Source organism: Glycomyces algeriensis, assembly GCF_027622855.1.
Lineage (GTDB): Bacteria > Actinomycetota > Actinomycetes > Mycobacteriales > Micromonosporaceae > Glycomyces > Glycomyces algeriensis.
The window spans coordinates 454,513-473,179 of record NZ_JAPZVR010000003.1 but is presented as its reverse complement, the minus strand read 5'-3'; the positions used below and the strand labels follow the sequence as shown (position 1 = coordinate 473,179).

Here is an 18,667-nt window from a genome sequence, read left to right as displayed (position 1 = left end):
GTCGGGCCCGCTCTCGTTCAGCGCTTACTTGTTGTGCTTGGCCTTCGAAGCGCTGCGGCCGCGCTCCTTCTGGTCGAGCACGACCTTGCGGATGCGGACGGTCTCGGGGGTGACCTCCACGCACTCGTCGTCGCGGCAGAACTCCAGCGACTGCTCCAGCGACAGGAGGCGCGGCGGCACCACGTTCTCGGTGGAGTCGGCCGCGGCCGCGCGCATGTTGGTGAGCTTCTTCTCCTTGGTGATGTTCACGTCCATGTCGTCGGAGCGCGAGTTCTCGCCGACGATCATGCCCTCGTACACCTCGGTGGTCGGCCCGTAGAACAGGACGCCGCGCTCTTGGAGGTTGATCATCGCGAACGCGGTGATGGCCCCGGCCCGGTCGGCCACGAGCGACCCGTTGTTGCGGGTGCGCAGCTCGCCGAACCACGGCTCGTGCTTCTCGTAGATCGAGTGCGCGATGCCGGTGCCGCGGGTCTGCGTCAGGAACTCGGTGCGGAAGCCGATGAGGCCGCGGGAGGGCACGAGCCACTCCATGCGGACCCAGCCCGAACCGTGGTTCGTCATGGTCTCCATGCGGCCCTTGCGGGTCGCCATGAGCTGCGTGATCGCGCCCAGGTGCTCCTCGGGGGAGTCGATGGTCATGCGCTCGACCGGCTCGTGGGTCTTGCCGTCGATCTGCTTCGTGACCACCTCGGGCTTGCCGACGGTGAGCTCGAAGCCCTCGCGGCGCATCTGCTCGACCAGGATCGCGAGGGCCAGCTCGCCGCGGCCCTGCACCTCCCAGGCGTCCGGGCGCTCGGTCGGGAGCACGCGCAGCGAGACGTTGCCGACCAGTTCGCGGTCGAGACGGTCCTTGACCTGGCGAGCCGTGACCTTGTGGCCCTTGCCGCCCTTGCCGACCAGCGGGGAGGTGTTGGTGCCGATGGTCATCGAGATCGCCGGCTCGTCAACGGTGATCAGCGGCAGCGCGACCGGGTTCTCCGGGTCGGCGAGGGTCTCGCCGATCATGATGTCAGGGATGCCCGCGATGGCGCAGATGTCGCCGGGGCCGGCCTTCTCGGCGGGCTTGCGGGTGAGCGCCTCGGTCATGAGCAGCTCGGTGATGCGGACGTTCTGCTGCGAGCCGTCGCGCTTGATCCAGGTGACGGTCTGGCCCTTGCGCAGCTCGCCCTCCTCGACGCGGCACAGGGCGATGCGGCCGAGGAAGTTGTCGGCGTCGAGGTTCGTGACGTGGGCCTGGAGCGACGCGCCGGGCGTGTACTCGGGCGCGGGCACGTGCTCGATGATGGTGTCGAAGAACGGCTTGAGGCTGTCGGAGTCCTCGGGGACGGTGCCGTCCTTGGGCTTGTTCAGCGAGGCGACGCCGTCGCGGGCGCAGGCGTAGACGATCGGGAACTCGATCTGGTCCTCGTCGGCGTCCAGGTCCAGGAAGAGGTCGTAGGTCTCGTTGACGACCTCGTCGATGCGGGCGTCCGGGCGGTCGGTCTTGTTGATGCACAAGATGACCGGCAGGCGCGCGGTGAGCGCCTTGCGGAGCACGAAGCGGGTCTGCGGGAGCGGACCCTCCGAGGCGTCGACCAGGAGCACCACGGCGTCCACCATCGACAGGCCGCGCTCGACCTCGCCGCCGAAGTCGGCGTGGCCGGGCGTGTCGATGATGTTGATGATCATCTGGGACCCGTCGGCCGGGTTGGAGTAGTGGACCGCGGTGTTCTTCGCGAGGATCGTGATGCCCTTCTCGCGTTCAAGGTCACCGGAGTCCATGACGCGGTCGTCGACGGCGGCACCTTCGCGGAAGGCGCCCGCCTGCTTCAGCATGGCGTCGACGAGCGTGGTCTTGCCGTGGTCGACGTGGGCGACGATGGCGATGTTGCGCAGATCAGAGCGTGTAGACACGACGACCATTGTCGCTTAAGCACGAGACGGACCTGGCGTCAACCCAGGTGATCGCGGACACCAGATTTCCCGGCCCTCAGCCGAGGGTTGTTCACATTGACGCTTCCAATGACAGAAAATCCCTCATTACCTACACTGCCGTTTATGGGCGTATTCCATATATCCATCCGATTCGTTATGGTTCTGGCGCTCGCCGCCGGGGCCGTTCTCGTCGGCGCGGCCCCCGGTCAGGCCAAGATCACCGGTGCGATCATCGCCACCGACGGCGGCACGCTCAACGTCCGCTCAGGCCCGGCCACCGACCAGCAGAGCGCCGGCACGCTCGCCAAGGGCGCGAACCCCGAGGTGTTCTGCAAGGCACGCGGCGAGGAGATCAGCGGCCACGTGCGCACCACCGCCACCTGGCTGCGGATCGGCAAGGACCGCTGGATCTCGGACGCCTACGTGACCTGGTCGCCCGCGCAGGCCGTGCCGTGGTGCTCGGCCGCCACCAAGGCCGCCACCGACGCCACCGTGAGCACCAAGGGCGGCGAGCTCAACATCCGCGCCGCCGCGAACTCCTCGGCCGGGCGGCAGGGCACCTACGCCAACGGCGCCGGTGTCGGCGTCGAGTGCCAGGCCTGGGGCCAGGAGGTCGACGGCCCCGTCCGCACCACCGGCGCCTGGTACAAGATCGGCGACAAGCGCTACGTCTCCGCCGCCTACATCAAGTGGAGCGCCGGCGAGCCGTGGCTGCCCTGGTGCGGCCAGGACCCGCCCGCGGTCCCGCGCGGCGGCACCGCGGGCTTCATCAGCTCGCACGCGCCCGCAGCGCAGGCAAGCGACCGCGCCACCGGCGTGCCCGCCTCGGTGACCCTCGCGCAGGCGATCCTCGAGTCCGGCTGGGGCAAGGGCGCCCTGGCCCGCGAGGACCACAACCTGTTCGGCATGAAGTGCTTCGGCTCGCCCGGCGACCACGCCATCGGCTGCCGCGACTACGCCACCTTCGAGTGCAGCCCCACCGGCGGCTGCTTCGACATGAACGCCACGTTCCGCGCCTACGCGGACGTCGCCGACTCCTACCGCGACCACGGCGACCTGCTCGCCAACTGGTCCCGCTACGCCACGGCCATGGACCACGCGGACGACCCGAAGCGCTTCGCGCGGGAGATCCACAAGGCCGGCTACGCGACCGACCCGGAGTACGCCGCGAAGCTCATCGGGATCATGGACGACTACGACCTGTACCAGTTCGACTGAACCGGACGGCTCACCCACAAGGCTCGATTCCTGCCGGCGGGGGCGGGTCCGGCCGAAGCGAGCGCATACGCGCCCGCCCGGCCGGGCCCGCTGTCGCATGCCCCTCAGCTGAGGCAAAGGTCACATCGGCGCGTGAAACGCCACGGTGCGGGGGAGTAGCCTCGTAGGTCGGCCCTTGTTCGAACAGCGGGCCTCCCAGAACTGTCGGACCCGAACGTTAGATTCCCACCGTGGCCAACGAGCACCTTCAGATCGATTCCAAAACGCACACTCCCGCCGGAACGCATGGAGCCGGCACCATCGTCGTGCGCGGCGCACGCGAGCACAACCTCAAGGACGTCGACCTCGACCTCCCGCGGGACTCGCTCATCGTCTTCACCGGCCTGTCCGGGTCCGGCAAGTCCTCCCTGGCGTTCGACACGATCTTCGCCGAGGGCCAGCGCCGCTACGTCGAATCGCTCTCGGCCTACGCCCGCCAGTTCCTCGGCCAGATGGACAAGCCCGACGTCGACTTCATCGAGGGCCTGTCGCCGGCGGTGTCGATCGACCAGAAGTCCACCTCCCGCAACCCGCGGTCGACGGTGGGCACCATCACCGAGATCTACGACTACCTGCGCCTCCTGTACGCCCGCGTCGGCGTCCCGCACTGCCCGCAGTGCGGCGAGGCCATCGTCAGCCAGTCGCCGCAGCAGATCACCGACCAGATCATGGCGATGCCCGAGGGCACCCGCTTCCAGGTCCTGGCCCCGGTCGTGCGCAAGCGCAAGGGCGAGTTCGTGGACCTCTTCGGCGACCTCCAGCAGCAGGGCTACGCCCGCGCGCGGGTCGACGGCGAGGTGTACGCCCTCACCGACGTGCCGAAGCTGAAGAAGCAGGAGAAGCACGACATCGACGTGGTCATCGACCGCCTCGCGGTCAAGGCCTCCTCGATCCAGCGCGTCACCGACTCGGTGGAGTCCGCGCTCGGCCTCGCCGACGGGGTCGTGGTGCTCGACTTCGTCGACGTCCCCGAGGACGACCCGAACCGGACCCGCCGCTTCTCCGAGAAACTCGCCTGCCCCAACGACCACCCGCTCTCGCTCGACGAGCTCGAGCCGCGCACGTTCTCCTTCAACGCGCCCTTCGGCGCCTGCCCGGTGTGCCACGGCCTCGGCGTGCGCAAGGAGGTCGACCCGGAGCTCGTCATCCGCGACCAGGAGGCGAGCATCCGCGACGGCGCGCTCGCGCCCTGGTCCTCGGTCGGCATGGGCGACTACTTCCTGTTCCAGATCGTCGCCCTCGGCGAGGCGGTCGGCTTCGACGTCGACACCCCGTGGGCCGACCTCCCGAGCCAGGCGCAGAAGGCCGTGCTCTACGGCTACGGCGAGACCCTGCAGGTCTCCTACCGCAACAAGCGCGGCCAGCGCCGCTCCTACGAGACGCGCTTCGAGGGCGTCGTGCCGTGGGTCGAGCGCCGCCACCACGAGACCGACTCCGAGTGGACCCGCGAGAAGTACGAGCAGTTCATGCGGGAGATCCCGTGCTCGACCTGCGAGGGGACCCGGCTCAAGCCCGAGGTCCTGGCCGTCACCGTGGAGGGCCTGTCCATCCACGAGGTCTGCACGCTCTCGGTCGCGGACTGCTCGGTGTTCTTCGACGCGCTCAAGCTCTCCAACCGCGACTCCATCATCGCCGCGCCGATCGTCAAGGAGGTCAAGGCCCGCCTGCAGTTCCTGCTCGACGTCGGCCTCGACTACCTGACCCTCGCCCGCGCCGCCGGGAGCCTCTCGGGCGGCGAGGCCCAGCGCATCCGGCTCGCCACCCAGATCGGCGCCGGCCTCGTGGGCGTCCTCTACGTGCTGGACGAGCCGTCGATCGGCCTCCACCAGCGCGACAACAACCGGCTCATCGCGACCCTGGAACGCCTGCGGGACCTGGGGAACACGCTGATCGTGGTCGAGCACGACGAGGACACGATCCGCGTCGCCGACCACATCGTCGACATCGGCCCCGGCGCGGGCGAGCACGGCGGGCACGTCATCTACTCCGGTCCGGTCGCCGGCCTCACCGAGGCCGAGGGCTCGATCACCGGCGACTACGTCTCCGGCCGCAAGCACATCCCGGTGCCCGAGCAGCGCCGCCCGGCCGACCACGGCCGCGAGCTGGTCGTCAAGGGCGCCAGGGAGAACAACCTCAAGGGCATCGACGCGTCGTTCCCCATGGGCTGCCTCGTGTCGGTCACCGGCGTCTCCGGCTCCGGCAAGTCCACGCTCGTGAACGAGATCCTCTACAACACGCTCGCGGCGGAGGTCAACGGCGCGAAAATCGTCGCCGGTAGGCACCGCACCATCACCGGCATCGACCAGGTCGACAAGGTCGTGGGCGTCGACCAGTCCCCGATCGGGCGCACCCCGCGCTCGAACCCGGCGACCTACACCGGCGTGTTCGACAAGGTCCGCAAGCTCTTCTCGGGCACGCCCGAGGCGAAGGTGCGCGGCTGGGGCCCGGGCCGGTTCTCGTTCAACGTCAAGGGCGGGCGCTGCGAGGCGTGCAGCGGCGACGGCACCCTGAAGATCGAGATGAACTTCCTGCCGGACGTGTACGTGCCGTGCGAGGAGTGCGGCGGGGCCCGCTACAACCGCGACACGCTCAAGGTCCACTACCGCGGCAAGACCATCTCCGATGTGCTCGACATGCCCATCGAGGAGGCCGCGGACTTCTTCGAGCCGATCCAGACGATCCACCGGCACCTGAAGACGCTCAACGACGTCGGCCTCGGCTACGTGCGCCTCGGCCAGCCCGCCCCGACCCTGTCGGGCGGCGAGGCCCAGCGCGTCAAGCTCGCCTCGGAGCTGCAGAAGCGCTCGACCGGCAAGACCGTGTACATCCTGGACGAGCCGACCACCGGCCTGCACTTCGAGGACGTGCGCAAGCTCCTCGGCGTGCTCGACGGACTGGTCGACAAGGGCAACACCGTGATCACCATCGAGCACAACCTCGAAGTGATCAAGTGCTCGGACTGGGTCATCGACCTCGGACCCGAAGGCGGCGACAAGGGCGGCACGCTCGTCGCGGCCGGCACGCCGGAGGAGGTGGCCGCGATCGGCGCGAGCCACACCGGCGCGTACCTGCGCCCGCTGCTCGGCCTCGACGGCAAGGGCAAGGGCGACGGCGCCGCCGCGCGAAGGGCCAAGGCGGGCAACGGCCGCAAGACCGCCGCCAAGCGCTGAGGCGGGCCCGTAGCGGCACAACCGGATACGTACGGAACGAGCGACGCGGCCGACCACGGCCGCGTCGCTCCCGCATTCGGCCCCAACGGAATGCGAGCATCGCAGCGTGCTCTTCCCCGGTGCTCTCTATATCGGCGCGGCCACGGCCGCCCTCCTCGCGGGTCCAGGCCTCGGCCGCTGCGTCGCCCTCGCCACCGACCGCCATCCCGACCCGCGCCTCATCAAGATTGCGAGCCTCACCGCGGCGCTCCTGATCGCTTGGCGCGCTGACGGACTGCTCCACGGCTTCGCCCTCGGCACCGTCGCCGCCGTCGGCATCGCGGCCGGCTGGATCGACGTCTACCAGCGGCGCCTGCCCGACGTGCTGATCCTCCCCGCCTACCCGCTCGCGGGCGCGCTGCTCATCGCCACGGGCGATCCCGACACGCTGCTGCGCGCCGCCGCGTGCGCCGCGATCGCCTTGGCGCTGTACGGCATCGGCGCCGCGACAGGCCAGGTCGGCTTCGGCGACGTGAAGCTCGCCGGGCTGCTCGGGCTCGTGACCGGTTGGGCCGCTTGGGAGGCCGCGGCGCTGGCGCTCGTGGCCACGGTCGTCGCGGGCGGCGTGCAGGCCGCGGCGGTGGTGGCGATGGGCCGGAGGGACTTCCCGTACGGCCCGGCGATGCTCGCGGGAACCGCGGCGGGGGTCGCCATGGCGCCGTTGCTCTCGCAGTGACGGAGTGCAAATGTGCACAACACTTGCAAATCATTGTGAAAGTGTTTTTTCCAACGAAACACCGTGAAATATCACGAACTCGTCGCAGCAGCCTCTAAAGTTTCCAGCAGTCCCGACAATCAGGACTGTCCAATCACTGCTAAACAAGGAGCCTTCATGCTTCGCAAAGCACTCAAGGGCGCAGCGGCCGCGGGGGCCGCTACCCTCATCGCTGTCGGCGCCGCTTCGCCCGCGATGGCGCACTCGTCGAGCGACTACGACTTCGACCAGAACGACTTCGGCGGCGTCAACGTGCTGTCGAACTTCTGCGTCAACGTCAGCGACGTCAACGTGATCCAGCTCATCGACCTGCTCACGAACGGCAACGCCTCGTGCGAGTTCAACGACTCGCACGTGTGGGTCGATGGCAAGGGCCACCACCACGACGACTAAGACGCTGCATGGTGCGGTCTGCGCGGCACCTCATGCGCGGGCCGGGCTGCCGCCGGTCTGAGCACCGAGGGCGCCGACCACTGAGCACCTAGTGCGAGCAACATCAAGGGGCGGTCCACTGACACCGTGGACCGCCCCTTCGCCGTGTCCGGGCACGGCCCCTTGCCGCTAACCCGCGGAGCAGCTCACCGATGCGGGGGCGACCGCGGTGCGGGCGTCCTTGCTCCCGATGAGTCCGAACGAGTAAGTCCGGCCCGGCTTGAGGTCGTAGCCGCCGCCCAGTTCGGTGGCGGTCACGGTGTGGCCGTCCTGGACCAGGGCCACGCTCCACGAGTGGACGATCGACTGGCCGGTCGGCAGGGCCCACGTGAGCGTGAGGTCCTGCAGCGGCTCGGCACCGGTGTTGGTGACGAGGATCTGCGCGTTGAACCCGCCCGGCCACTGGCCGTTGATCCGGTACTCCACCTTGCACGACGGCGACGTCGACACGGTGCCGGCCTGCTCGGCCGCGAAGTTCGCGATCTGCGCGAGCGGGGCGTTCCAGTTGATCGTCAGCTCGTTCGTCGCCCATGAGCCGATGTCGTCGATGTAGCACCGCTGCGGCGCGCAGCCGTTGAGCCAGCGCTGCGCGATCGGGTCCCAGGTCGCGGTGACGCTGTTCGGGCCGCCCGCGAGCGTCCCGGCGGGCGGGTTCGGCAGGCTCGGGTCGAGCTGGTTGGCGTACCAGCGGCTGTGCATGTTGTGCGAGTCGTGCGAGCCGTACCCGGTCACATAGGAGTTCCCGAGCGCGTTGCGGCCCAGGAGGTAGTCCAGGCCGCCGAGCACGCCGTCGCGGTACTGCGCCTCGCCGGTGAGGTCGAAGGCGGTGGCCACGACCACGAGCTCGTTGAGCACGGCGCTGTTGGAGCCCCAGTCGAAGGTCCCGCTGGAGCCGTAGGACAGGCCCCACGGGCTCGCGGCCTGCAGCTCGAGGTAGTTGTCCGCACCGGCCACGACCTGCGCGACCACGTCGTCGCGGCCTGGCAGGGCGTTGGGGACGAGGGCCAGGTCGAGCTTGGCGATCGCCGCCACGCTGGCCCAGGAGAAGGCGCCGGGGCCGAACACGTCGTCCTCGTGCAGCTTCGAGTCGAGGACGTGCTCCTCGTAGGTCTTCTTGCCGGTGGTCAGGAACAGTTCGGCTGCTGCCCAGTAGAACTCGTCGCTCACGTTGGAGTCGCCGTAGGGGCCGCCGCCGGCCGGGCTGGTGTCGGGCGCGTACACGTCCGGGTGCGCCAGTGCGGCCGCCCAGGCGGTCTCGGCCGCCTCGAGGCACTCGGCCGCGAACTCGGCGTCGTAGGGCGCGAACAGGCGCGCGGCCTGGGCCGCGGCCGCGGCCAGGTTCAGGGTCGCCGCGGTCGACGGCGGGTAGAGGTAGCGCGGCTGCGGGTCGTCGGCCGGCAGGAGCGGCAGGCCGGTCCAGTTCTCGTCGTGGATCTTGTGGTGGGCCATGCCCGCCAGTTCCTCGCCCGCGGGCACCTGCATGGAGAGCAGGAACTCGACCTCCCAGCGGGCCTCGTCGAGCACGTCGGGGACGCCGTCGCCGTGTTCGGGGATGCGCAGGCTGCCGTCCTCGAGGAGGCTCGCGTCGCCGGTGGGGGCGTGGAGCGCCCGCTCGTACACGGACATGAGCTGGGCGACGGAGATGCCGCCGTTGACGACGTACTTGCCGTGGTCGCCCGCGTCGTACCAGCCGCCGGCCACGTCCAGGGTGTAGTCGCACGCCTCGGCGTAGCAGGGCACGGCGCTGTCGCCCTGGTTCGGCGCGACGTCGACGTGCCCGGCCTCGCGGCCGTACCCGGGTGCGATCGTGTCGTCGATCGCGATCCCCGAGCGCTGCGGGTAGAAGAAGGACATCGCGTCGACCGCCATGTCCCGGTAGGGGTTCCCGCCGATCGCAAACGGGTAGGAGGTCTCGCCGTCGGCGGTGAGGGTGAAGCCCTCGCCGGTCGCGGAGCCCCCGGAGAAGTCGATCACGTGCACCGATTCGCCGGAGGTGGCCTCAGGGCCGTGCGGCGTCGAGTCGCCTTCGGCGACCAGGGCGCCCTCGGCATTGCGGAGCTGCCACGGGACCGGATCGGTCGCCTCGGTGACGAGTGTGGCCTGCTTGGGTCCGTCGGGGAGGTAGCCGACCTGGTTCACGCGTACGCGCGGCCCCGTATCGGGCTCGTAGACGGGGGGTTCGGCTCCGGTGAGCAACTGGACCTCCGATAGGCAGAACTGCCATGGCTCGGCATTGCGGCCGATCTGGAACGCGAGTTGCGCGTCCGACCAGTCGGCGCTGGCGGTGAAGGCGTAGCTGAAGTCCTGCGCCTCGCTCGTGAGCAGGGGGAACTCCTCGACCGCGGTCGGCCAGGGGTCGACCGGGCGCTGCACGAGGGCGCGGACGCTCACGTCGGTGGAGGCGCGCGCGGTGAAGCGCAGCTCGTACGACTCGCCGGTGACGAGCGGCAGGCCGTCCTGGCCGACGATGGCGTCCCAGGCGTTCGCCGTGCCGCCGGGCACGTCGATGCACCATTCGCCGTCGGCGACCGCGCCGGTGAGGTTGGCGGTGGTCCACCAGCCGTTGGTGCCGGCGGCGAAGTCGCCGTTGGTGATGAGGTCGGTGGGCTCCTCGTCCTGGGCCTGAGCGGCCGGCGCCGCGGCGGCGGCGCCGAGGGCCAGAGCGGTGAGTACGGCGACGCCGAGGCGTCTCCGGCGGACTGCGGTTCGCGGCATGGGGGAGCCCTCCGAAAGGATTGGGAGCGATACCACACGCCATCTTGTCATTCATATATGTAAATGTCAATCACTGCGAGGCGGGCGGCCCGCTCGTCCCGCGGACGACCAGCTTGGACTCCAGCTTCAGGTACACGCCCGGTTCCCTTGCGCCCCTGAGTTGCTCGTCGGCCGCCTCGACGGCGAGCTGCGCGAGGCGCGGCACGTCCTGGCGCACCGTCGTCAGGTCGATGTGGCTGAGGCCGGCGATGTGGCTGTCGTCGTAGCCCACGATCGAGACCTGCTCGGGGATCTTCACACCGGCGCGGGTGAACACGTCGAGCAGCCCGATCGCGCACTGGTCGTTCGCCGCGAACACCGCCGTGGGCAGCGGCGCGTCCTTCTCCAGCAGCAGGAGCCGCGCCGCCTCCGAGCCGCCCTCCTGGGAGTGGTTCCCGGGGATGACCCGGATGCGGTCGGTCAGGCCGTGCGCGCGCATCGCGTCCCGGTAGGCGCGCCGCCGCTCCGGCCCGCCGGGCCGGTTGCCCGCGTCCACGTGCACGATGTCGCGGTGCCCCAGGCCCACCAGGTAGTCGACCACCTCGCGGGCGCCGGGCCGGTCGTACGAGGTCACCACGTCGACCCGCGCGCCCTTGATGTGGCGGCCGAGCACCACTGTGGGCACCCGCGAGCCCAGTTCGCTGACGTCCTCGTCGGGGATCGTGGGCCCGCACAGCAGCAGCGCCTCGCTGCGGTGCCCGATGAGGGCCTCGATCGCGTTGTGCTCGTTGCGGGTCGGCACCGTGGCGCTGAGCACCAGGTCGTAGCCGAGCTCCTCGGCCGCCGGATAGATCGCCTCCACGAGGTCGATGTGGTACGGGTTGCGGGCGGTGAAGAGCACGCCGAGGACCTTGCTGCGGCCGCGGGCGAGCAGCCGCGCGGCCATGTCGGGCTTGTAGCCGAGCTTCGCGGCGGCGGCGAAGACCCGCTCCCGGGTGTCGGGGCTCGCGCCGGGCTGGCCGCGGAACACCAGCGACACCAGCGCCCGCGAGACGCCGACCTCCGCGGCGACGTCCGCCATCGTGGGCTTGCGAGACCGCGGTGCCGGGGAGCGGTCTGGGGATTTCCGCGCGTGCTGGGGGCTCATCGCACCGTCGTCCTTCCTTATGCAGCTTTGTTGAAAGTTCCAGTATCGAGGGGGTGACCTGGGAACGAAGTGACCAGTGTAACCACCCGGCTCCAGGAAGGCCGGTTTCGGCAACCCCTTGCACATATCCGGGGCGATGAATATGAACATCCCTCTCAATGCGGGCATAGACTCATATCCAGGGGGGCGAGAACCATGAGTCAACTCGCGATCAAGAACTTCAACCAGCCGGACGAGTCCGTGAACCTGAGCGGCCACGGACAGAAGGACACGGTGATGATCGACGGCATGCCCGTCGAACGCGCCGAATTCACGAAGGGCTGGCGCTGGTCCAACGACGTCAAGCCCATGGCGGGCACCGACAGCTGCGAAGTCCACCACCTCGGGTACTGCCTCGAAGGGCACCTGATGGTCCACATGAACGACGGCACCGACAAGGACATCAGCGCCGGGGACGCGTTCGACATCCCGCCGGGCCACGACGCGGAGGTCATGGGCGACGACAAGGTCGTCCTCATCGACTTCGGCAAGGCCCACTACAGCAAGTAGCCGCGAACCGGCCGCACCGCCCCCGCGCGCCGGGGGCGGACACCGCCGCGCCCAGCACCTGAGACACGCTTTCCACCAGGTGCCTGATCACATCCGGCCGGGTGGCAGACTTGACGGCGTGTTGCGATGGATGACAGCTGGAGAATCTCACGGACCCGAACTCGTGGTCACGCTCGACGGCCTGCCCGCCGGCATCGAACTGACCACCGGCGCGGTAGCGGCCGAACTCGCCCGCCGCCGCCTCGGTTACGGCCGCGGCGCCCGCATGAAGTTCGAGGCCGACGCCGTCAGCTTCATCGGCGGCGTCCGCCACGGCCGCACCCTCGGCTCGCCGGTCGCCATCCGCGTCGGCAACTCCGAGTGGCCCAAGTGGGAGACCGTCATGGCCGCCGACCCGGTCGACCCGGCCGAACTCGCCGGGATCGCCCGCAACGCCCCGCTCACCCGCCCGCGCCCCGGCCACGCCGACCTCGCCGGCATGCAGAAGTACGACCACGACGACGCCCGCCCGATCCTCGAGCGCGCCTCCGCCCGCGAGACCGCCGCCCGCGTCGCCGGTGGCACCGCCGCGAAGGCCTTCCTCAAGCAGGCCTTCGGCATCGAGATCGTCTCCCACGTCAAGGCCCTCGGCCCGGTGCGCGCCAAGGAAGGCCTCGTGCCGACCCCGGACGACTTCGACGCCGTCGACGCCGACCCGCTGCGCTGCATGGACCCCGAGGCCTCCGCCCGCATGGTCGCCGAGGTCGACGCCGCCAAGAAGGACGCCGACACCCTCGGCGGCGTCGTCGAGGTCCTCGCCTACAACCTCCCGCCCGGCCTCGGCTCCCACGTCCAGTGGGACCGCAAGCTCGACGCCCGCCTCGCCACCGCGCTCATGTCGATCCAGTCGGTCAAGGCCGTCGAGATCGGCGACGGCCTCATGCAGGCCTCAGTCCGCGGCTCCTCCGCGCACGACGAGATCGTGCCCGGCCCCGACGGCGTCCAGCGCCTCACCGACCGCGCCGGCGGCCTCGAAGGCGGCATCACCACCGGCCAGCCGCTCCGCGTCTCCGCGATGCTCAAGCCGATCTCCTCGCTCACGCGCCCGCTGCGCACCATCGACACCGTCACCGGCGAAGCGGCCGAGGCCATCAACCAGCGCTCCGACGTCTGCGCGGTCCCCGCTGGGGCCGTCGTCGCCGAGCACATGGTCGCCTACGTCCTCGCCGAAGCGGCCCTGGAGAAGTTCGGCGGCGACTCGGTCGCCGAATCCCGACGCAACTTCGAGCAGTACATCGAACACCTGCGGGTGAAGTAGTGGCGCTCGTCGTCATTGTCGGACCCCCGGGCTCGGGCAAGACCACCATCGGCCGGGCGCTGGCCGCCGCGCTCGACGCGCCGTTCCGCGACGCCGACGCCGACATCGCCGACGCCGCCGGCAAGCCGATCCCGGACATCTTCATCGACGAGGGCGAGGAGCACTTCCGCGCGCTCGAACGCGAAGCCGTGCGCCGGGCCGTGGCCGAGCACGACGGCGTCCTCGCGCTCGGCGGCGGCGCCGTCCTCGCCGAGGCCACCCGCAAGCTCCTCGCCGACGCCACCGTCGTCCACCTCGAAGTGGGCCTCGGCGAAGCCGTGAAGCGCACCGAGATAGACAAGGGCCGCCCGCTCCTGCAGGTGAACCCGCGCGCCACGCTCCGGCGCCTCATGGACGAGCGCCTGCCGCTCTACCGCGAGGTCGAGACCTTCGCGATCGACACCACCGGAAGGGACGTGGACGACCTGACCGCCGAGATCGTCGCGAAGCTCGCCGTCGCCACGGTCACCGTGAACGACGCCGAGCAGCCCTACCCGGTCCTCATCGGACGCGGCACCACCGACAGGCTCCCCGAGTTCCTCGGCAGGGCCGCCCGGGTCGCCGTGCTCCACACCGCGAGCACCGCCGAGCTCGCCGAACGCGTCGGCGCCCTGTGTCCCGACGGCGTCGAGGCCACCCTCATGGAACTGCCCGACGCCGAGGACGGCAAGACCGTCAGCGTCGCCGAGCAGGTCTGGGAGGCCCTCGGGGCCGAAGGCTTCACCCGCACCGACCTCGTCGTCGGCGTCGGCGGAGGCGCGGTCACCGACCTCGCCGGATTCGTCGCCGCCTGCTGGCTGCGCGGCGTCGCCGTCGTCCACGTCCCCACCTCGCTGCTCGGCGCGGTCGACGCCGCCGTGGGCGGCAAGACCGGCGTCAACACCGCCGCAGGCAAGAACCTCGTCGGCGCCTTCCACCCGCCCCGCGCGGTCCTGGTCGACCTCGACCACTTCACCACCTTGCCTCGCCGCGACCTCGCGGCCGGACTCGCCGAGGTCGTCAAGGCCGGGTTCATCAGCGACCCGGTGATCCTCGACCTCGTCGAAGCCGACCCCGAAGCGGCCCTCGACGCCGCGAACCCGGTCGTCGCCGAACTCGTCGAGCGCGCCATCGCCGTCAAGGCCGACGTCGTCGGCTCCGACCTCAAAGAGGGGGGCCTGCGCGCCATCCTCAACTACGGGCACACCTTCGCCCACGCGATCGAGAAGCTCGAGCACTACCGCTGGCGCCACGGCGACGCCGTCGCCGTCGGCATGGTCTACACCGCGCACCTGAACGCCCTCACCGGCCGCGTCGACCTCGTCGAACGCACGAAGACGGTGCTCGCCTCGCTCGGACTGCCGACCACGTACGAGCCCGGACGCTGGGACGACCTCCTCAAGGTCATGAAGATCGACAAGAAGAACGTCGGCGCCACCCAGCGGTTCGTGCTCCTCGACGCGCTGGCCGAACCGGTCGTGGTGGACGACGTGACCGCCGACCAGCAGCGCGAGGCCTATGAGAGGCTGACCGCATGAAGACCTTGGTGCTCAACGGCCCCAACCTCAACCGGCTCGGCAAGCGGGAGCCCGCCGTCTACGGCTCCCAGACGCTCGCCGACCTCGAAGCGCTGTGCGTGACGACCGGCAAGGAACTGGGCCTGGAGGTCGACTTCCGCCAGACCAACCACGAGGGCGAACTCCTGGAGTGGCTGCACGAGGCGGCCGACAACGAGTACCCGGTCGTGCTCAACGCCGCCGCCTGGACGCACACCTCGGTCGCGGTCGGCGACGCCTGCGCGCAGCTGACCGCCCCGCTCGTCGAGGTCCACCTCTCCAACGTGCACAAGCGCGAACCGTTCCGCCACCACTCGTACGTGTCGGCCCACGCCGCCGGCGTCATCGCGGGTCTCGGCCCGAGCGGCTACACCGCCGCGCTCCGCTTCATCGCGGCATGAAACCGCTGCGCCGCCCACCACAGCCGGAGCGGCCGCAGCCCTGACCAGCCGGGCCGCCCGCTACCATTGACGGTCGGCCCAGACAGAACCTCAACCGAAAGAGACGAACGCCCGTGGCATCCACGAACGACCTCAAGAACGGCCTGGTGCTCAACCTGGAGGGCCAGCTCTGGCAGGTGCAGGAATTCCAGCACGTCAAGCCCGGCAAGGGCCCGGCGTTCGTGCGCACCACGCTCAAGCAGATCCCCTCGGGCAAGATCGTCGACAAGACCTTCAACGCCGGCACCAAGGTCGAGACCGCGAACGTCGACCGCCGCAACATGACCTTCCTGTACAAGGAAGGCGACGACTTCGTCTTCATGGACACCGACACCTACGACCAGATCCCGGTCGGCCCCGGTGTCGTCGGCGACGCCGCCAAGTTCCTCCTCGAGAACTCCGACGCCACGGTCGCGCAGCACGAGGGCAAGGTCCTCTACGTCGAGCTCCCCGCCTCGGTCGAGCTCACCATCACCTACACCGAGCCGGGCCTCCAGGGCGACCGCTCCTCCGGCGGCACCAAGCCCGCCACCGTCGAGACGGGCGCGCAGGTCCTCGTGCCGCTGTTCATCGACAACGGCGAGAAGATCAAGGTCGACACCCGCGACGGCAAGTACCTCTCCCGGGCATAGGCGTGGGGACCCAGAGCAGCAGCAACCCCGACCGGCTGACCGCCCGCACCAAGTGGCGGATGCGGGCCGTCGAGATCCTGTACGAAGCCGAGAGCCGCGACACCGAGCCCTCCAAGGTCCTCGCCGAGCGCGCCGACCGGGCCTTCAAGGACCCGGAGGCGCCGCGCCTCCCGGCGTACGCCGAGCAGCTCGTGCGCGGCGTCGCCCAGCACCTGGACGAACTGGACGCCGTGCTCGGCAAGGCCTCCACCAGCTGGTCCGTCGAGCGCATGCCCGCCGTCGACCGGAACGTCCTGCGCGTGGCCCTCTACGAGATCCGCCACGTCGACGACGTCGACACCGCCGTGGCCATCAAGGAGGCCATGCGCGTGGCGCTGCAGATCGGCTCCTCGGACGACACCTCGTTCGTGAACGCCGTCCTCGACGCCGCCGCCCGGGACCGCTAGCCGGACACAGCGCGAAAGCCGGGTCTCCCTCTTGGGGAGGCCCGGCTTCATCCGTACTCCGGAGGAACCTATTCGGCTTCCGAGGCGAAGAACGCCTGGAGGTCGTGCACGAGAACGCCGAAGTCCTCGAGCTTCTCGATCAGGCCCGAAGGCGTGGTCGAGTAGACCACGGCCAGGGTGTAGAGGTCGTCGGCGCGGATCGAGAGGATCCGGCCGTTGTAGTCGCCGCGGCGCTGCTGGATGGAGCGCGCGAGCTTGGCGACGTGCTCCAGCTCGGAGTCCGGGTGGTCGTACAGCGCCTCGAGGTTGAGGACGATCTTCTCGGCCTGCTCGACCGGGAGCGGCACGCCCTCGGGAAGCAGCTCCGACACGGGGATCCGGTAGAAGTCGGCCAGTTCGGCAAGACGGCTCACGGTGATCGACCGGTCGCCTCGCTCGTAGGAACCGATGACGACGGCCTTCCACTTGCCGCCGGACTTGTCCTCGACGCCTTGCAGCGACAGCCCCTGCTGCATGCGGATGTCACGCAGCCGGTTGCCGAGCGCCTTGGCGTAGTCAGATGTCGCCATGCTGGGATCAACTCCAATTTTCGGTACGAGAGGAATCCTATTGTTGACTACGGTCGGTGACCATCGGCCGGTGGGGTGCCCCCAAACAGTGTTCTTCGTCGCGTGAACCCCTCGCAACCGCCCGGCAAACCATATATAACCCGACATCAATGCCGCTACCGACCCTGCCGTTTTGGGATCACCCTTTACGCTCCGTCACCGGCGGCGTAGCATGAGGCGCGACGAAACCGTTCTTTAACAGACCGTCCAGTGAGGCGGAGAAGGAGGTTCGCGTGGTTTCCCCTGCCCTCAGGCAGTCAGAGGAAGACCCGTCGGGCAAGCAGATCCTCTCGGCCGATGACATCGGCCGCATCCTCGACCGCATCGCCCACCAGATCCTCGAGAAGACCAAGGGCGCCCCGGACACGATGCTCCTGGGCATCCCCACCCGCGGCGTGGCGCTGGCCGGCCGGCTCGCCGACCGCATCCGCCGCTTCGCCGACCTGGACGTCCCCGCCGGGACCCTCGACATCACGCTCTACCGCGACGACCTGCGCCGCAACGCGCTCCGGGCCCTCGGCCCGACCGAGCTGCCGCCGGGCGGGGTCGACGACCAGCGCATCATCCTCGTCGACGACGTCCTCTACTCCGGGCGCACGGTGCGCGCCGCGCTCAACGCGCTCTACGACCTCGGCCGCCCCGCGAGCGTCCAGCTCGCCATCCTGGTCGACCGCGGCCACCGCGAGCTGCCGATCCGCGCCGACTACGTCGGCAAGAACATCCCCACCGCGCGCGACGAGTCCGTCTCAGTGCGCCTGACCGAGTACGACGATCTCGACGCGGTAATCCTGACCGGAGGCCGCGAACGATGAAGCACCTGCTCACCACCAAGGAACTCACCCGCGAGGACGCCGAGCTCATCCTCGACGTCACGCAGCAGATGGCCGACGCGGTCACCGGCCGCGAGGTCCCGAAGCTCCCGGCGCTGCGCGGGCGCACCGTCGTGAACCTCTTCTACGAGGACTCCACGCGCACCCGCACCTCCTTCGAGACCGCCGCCAAGCGGCTCTCCGCCGACGTCGTGAACTTCGCGGCCAAGACCTCGAGCGTCAACAAAGGCGAGAGCCTGCGCGACACGGCGCTCACCCTGCAGGCCATGGGCGCCGACGCGGTGGTCATCCGCCACCCGGCCGCCGGGGCCCCGCAGCGGCTCACCGAATGGCTCGACGGCGCGGTGCTCAACGCCGGGGACGGCACGCACGCCCACCCGACGCAGGCCCTGCTCGACGCGTACACGATGAAGAAGCGCCTCGGCGGCATCGAGGGGCGCACCGTGGCGATCGTGGGGGACATCCTCCACTCGCGCGTGGCCCGCTCCAACATCTGGCTGCTCGCCAAGCTCGGCGCGAACGTGCGCCTCGTGGGCCCGCCCACGCTGCTGCCCAAGGACATCGACGACTGGCCCGTCGAGATCGGCTACGACCTCGACGCCAGCCTCAAGGGCGTGGACGCGGTCATGATGCTCCGCGTCCAGCACGAGCGCCAGAACGCCGCGTTCTTCCCGACCGCGAACGAGTACTCGCGCCTCTACGGGCTCGACGAGCGCCGCCTGGCGCTCATGCCCGACCACGCGATCGTCATGCACCCCGGGCCGATGAACCGCGGCATGGAGATCGCCGCCGCCGTCGCCGACTCGCCCCGCGCCACCATCACCGAGCAGGTGACCAACGGCGTGTGGGTCCGCATGGCCGTCCTCTACCTCCTGCTGACGAACGGAGAGAGCAAGTGAGCGACCCGCTGAACCGTGCCA

Annotated in this window: 16 protein-coding genes; 12 read left to right on the top strand and 4 right to left on the bottom strand. The window is 69.9% G+C overall.

What is annotated here, in order from left to right:
• Window positions 1–24: 24 nt before the first annotated feature.
• On the bottom strand, window positions 25–1,896 hold the full coding sequence (typA, locus tag O2L52_RS08410; RefSeq protein WP_309299873.1) for a translational GTPase TypA: 1,872 nt from the start codon (window positions 1,894–1,896) through the stop codon (window positions 25–27).
• A gap of 177 nt (window positions 1,897–2,073) precedes the next feature.
• On the opposite strand from typA, the gene gsmA reads away from it, so the two are divergent.
• From gsmA to O2L52_RS08390, 4 genes are all read left to right on the top strand, one after another.
• Window positions 2,074–3,135, top strand: a complete 1,062-nt coding sequence (gene gsmA / locus O2L52_RS08405) for a sporangiospore maturation cell wall hydrolase GsmA (protein WP_270114919.1) — start codon at window positions 2,074–2,076, stop codon at window positions 3,133–3,135.
• A gap of 299 nt (window positions 3,136–3,434) precedes the next feature.
• Window positions 3,435–6,344: an excinuclease ABC subunit UvrA gene (gene uvrA / locus O2L52_RS08400; protein ID WP_344473127.1), complete on the top strand. Its 2,910-nt coding sequence runs from the start codon at window positions 3,435–3,437 to the stop codon at window positions 6,342–6,344.
• Between the two features lie 106 nt (window positions 6,345–6,450).
• Window positions 6,451–7,059 (top strand): prepilin peptidase, encoded by a 609-nt coding sequence (locus tag O2L52_RS08395; protein ID WP_270114917.1) that lies wholly within the window; start codon window positions 6,451–6,453, stop codon window positions 7,057–7,059.
• Between the two features lie 156 nt (window positions 7,060–7,215).
• Window positions 7,216–7,491, top strand: a complete 276-nt coding sequence (locus tag O2L52_RS08390; RefSeq protein WP_270114916.1) for a hypothetical protein — start codon at window positions 7,216–7,218, stop codon at window positions 7,489–7,491.
• A gap of 168 nt (window positions 7,492–7,659) precedes the next feature.
• On the opposite strand, the gene O2L52_RS08385 is transcribed toward O2L52_RS08390, so the two are convergent.
• Complete coding sequence (locus tag O2L52_RS08385; RefSeq protein WP_270114915.1) at window positions 7,660–10,245, bottom strand: glycoside hydrolase family 9 protein; 2,586 nt, start codon at window positions 10,243–10,245, stop codon at window positions 7,660–7,662.
• Window positions 10,246–10,315: 70 nt separating this feature from the next.
• A complete protein-coding gene (locus tag O2L52_RS08380; protein ID WP_270114914.1) occupies window positions 10,316–11,305 on the bottom strand; it encodes a LacI family DNA-binding transcriptional regulator in 990 nt (329 codons plus the stop codon).
• A gap of 261 nt (window positions 11,306–11,566) precedes the next feature.
• Between O2L52_RS08380 and O2L52_RS08375 the strand changes: the two genes are divergently transcribed.
• From O2L52_RS08375 to nusB, 6 genes are all read left to right on the top strand, one after another.
• A complete protein-coding gene (locus O2L52_RS08375; RefSeq protein WP_270114913.1) occupies window positions 11,567–11,920 on the top strand; it encodes a cupin domain-containing protein in 354 nt (117 codons plus the stop codon).
• A gap of 118 nt (window positions 11,921–12,038) precedes the next feature.
• The gene (gene aroC, locus O2L52_RS08370; protein WP_344472899.1) at window positions 12,039–13,217 is read left to right on the top strand and encodes a chorismate synthase; all 1,179 of its coding nucleotides are present in this window, start codon (window positions 12,039–12,041) and stop codon (window positions 13,215–13,217) included.
• On the top strand, window positions 13,217–14,773 hold the full coding sequence (gene aroB, locus O2L52_RS08365; protein ID WP_270114911.1) for a 3-dehydroquinate synthase: 1,557 nt from the start codon (window positions 13,217–13,219) through the stop codon (window positions 14,771–14,773). Before aroC ends, aroB begins: the two co-directional genes overlap by 1 nt.
• A complete protein-coding gene (gene aroQ / locus O2L52_RS08360) occupies window positions 14,770–15,192 on the top strand; it encodes a type II 3-dehydroquinate dehydratase (RefSeq protein WP_270114910.1) in 423 nt (140 codons plus the stop codon). The genes aroB and aroQ overlap by 4 nt, the downstream gene beginning before the upstream one ends.
• A 113-nt stretch (window positions 15,193–15,305) precedes the next feature.
• A complete protein-coding gene (gene efp / locus O2L52_RS08355; RefSeq protein WP_270114909.1) occupies window positions 15,306–15,863 on the top strand; it encodes an elongation factor P in 558 nt (185 codons plus the stop codon).
• Window positions 15,864–15,865: 2 nt separating this feature from the next.
• Complete coding sequence (nusB, locus tag O2L52_RS08350; RefSeq protein ID WP_270114908.1) at window positions 15,866–16,309, top strand: transcription antitermination factor NusB; 444 nt, start codon at window positions 15,866–15,868, stop codon at window positions 16,307–16,309.
• Between the two features lie 68 nt (window positions 16,310–16,377).
• Here the strand turns inward: nusB and O2L52_RS08345 are convergent, their stop codons facing one another.
• Window positions 16,378–16,878, bottom strand: a complete 501-nt coding sequence (locus O2L52_RS08345) for a transcriptional regulator (RefSeq protein WP_208496099.1) — start codon at window positions 16,876–16,878, stop codon at window positions 16,378–16,380.
• Window positions 16,879–17,150: 272 nt separating this feature from the next.
• Between O2L52_RS08345 and pyrR the strand changes: the two genes are divergently transcribed.
• On the top strand, window positions 17,151–17,729 hold the full coding sequence (gene pyrR, locus O2L52_RS08340; RefSeq protein WP_270114907.1) for a bifunctional pyr operon transcriptional regulator/uracil phosphoribosyltransferase PyrR: 579 nt from the start codon (window positions 17,151–17,153) through the stop codon (window positions 17,727–17,729).
• Window positions 17,726–18,646 carry an aspartate carbamoyltransferase catalytic subunit gene (locus tag O2L52_RS08335; RefSeq protein WP_270114906.1) on the top strand — a complete coding sequence of 307 codons (921 nt, stop codon included), beginning with the start codon at window positions 17,726–17,728 and terminating at the stop codon, window positions 18,644–18,646. Before pyrR ends, O2L52_RS08335 begins: the two co-directional genes overlap by 4 nt.
• Window positions 18,647–18,667 lie beyond the last annotated feature (21 nt).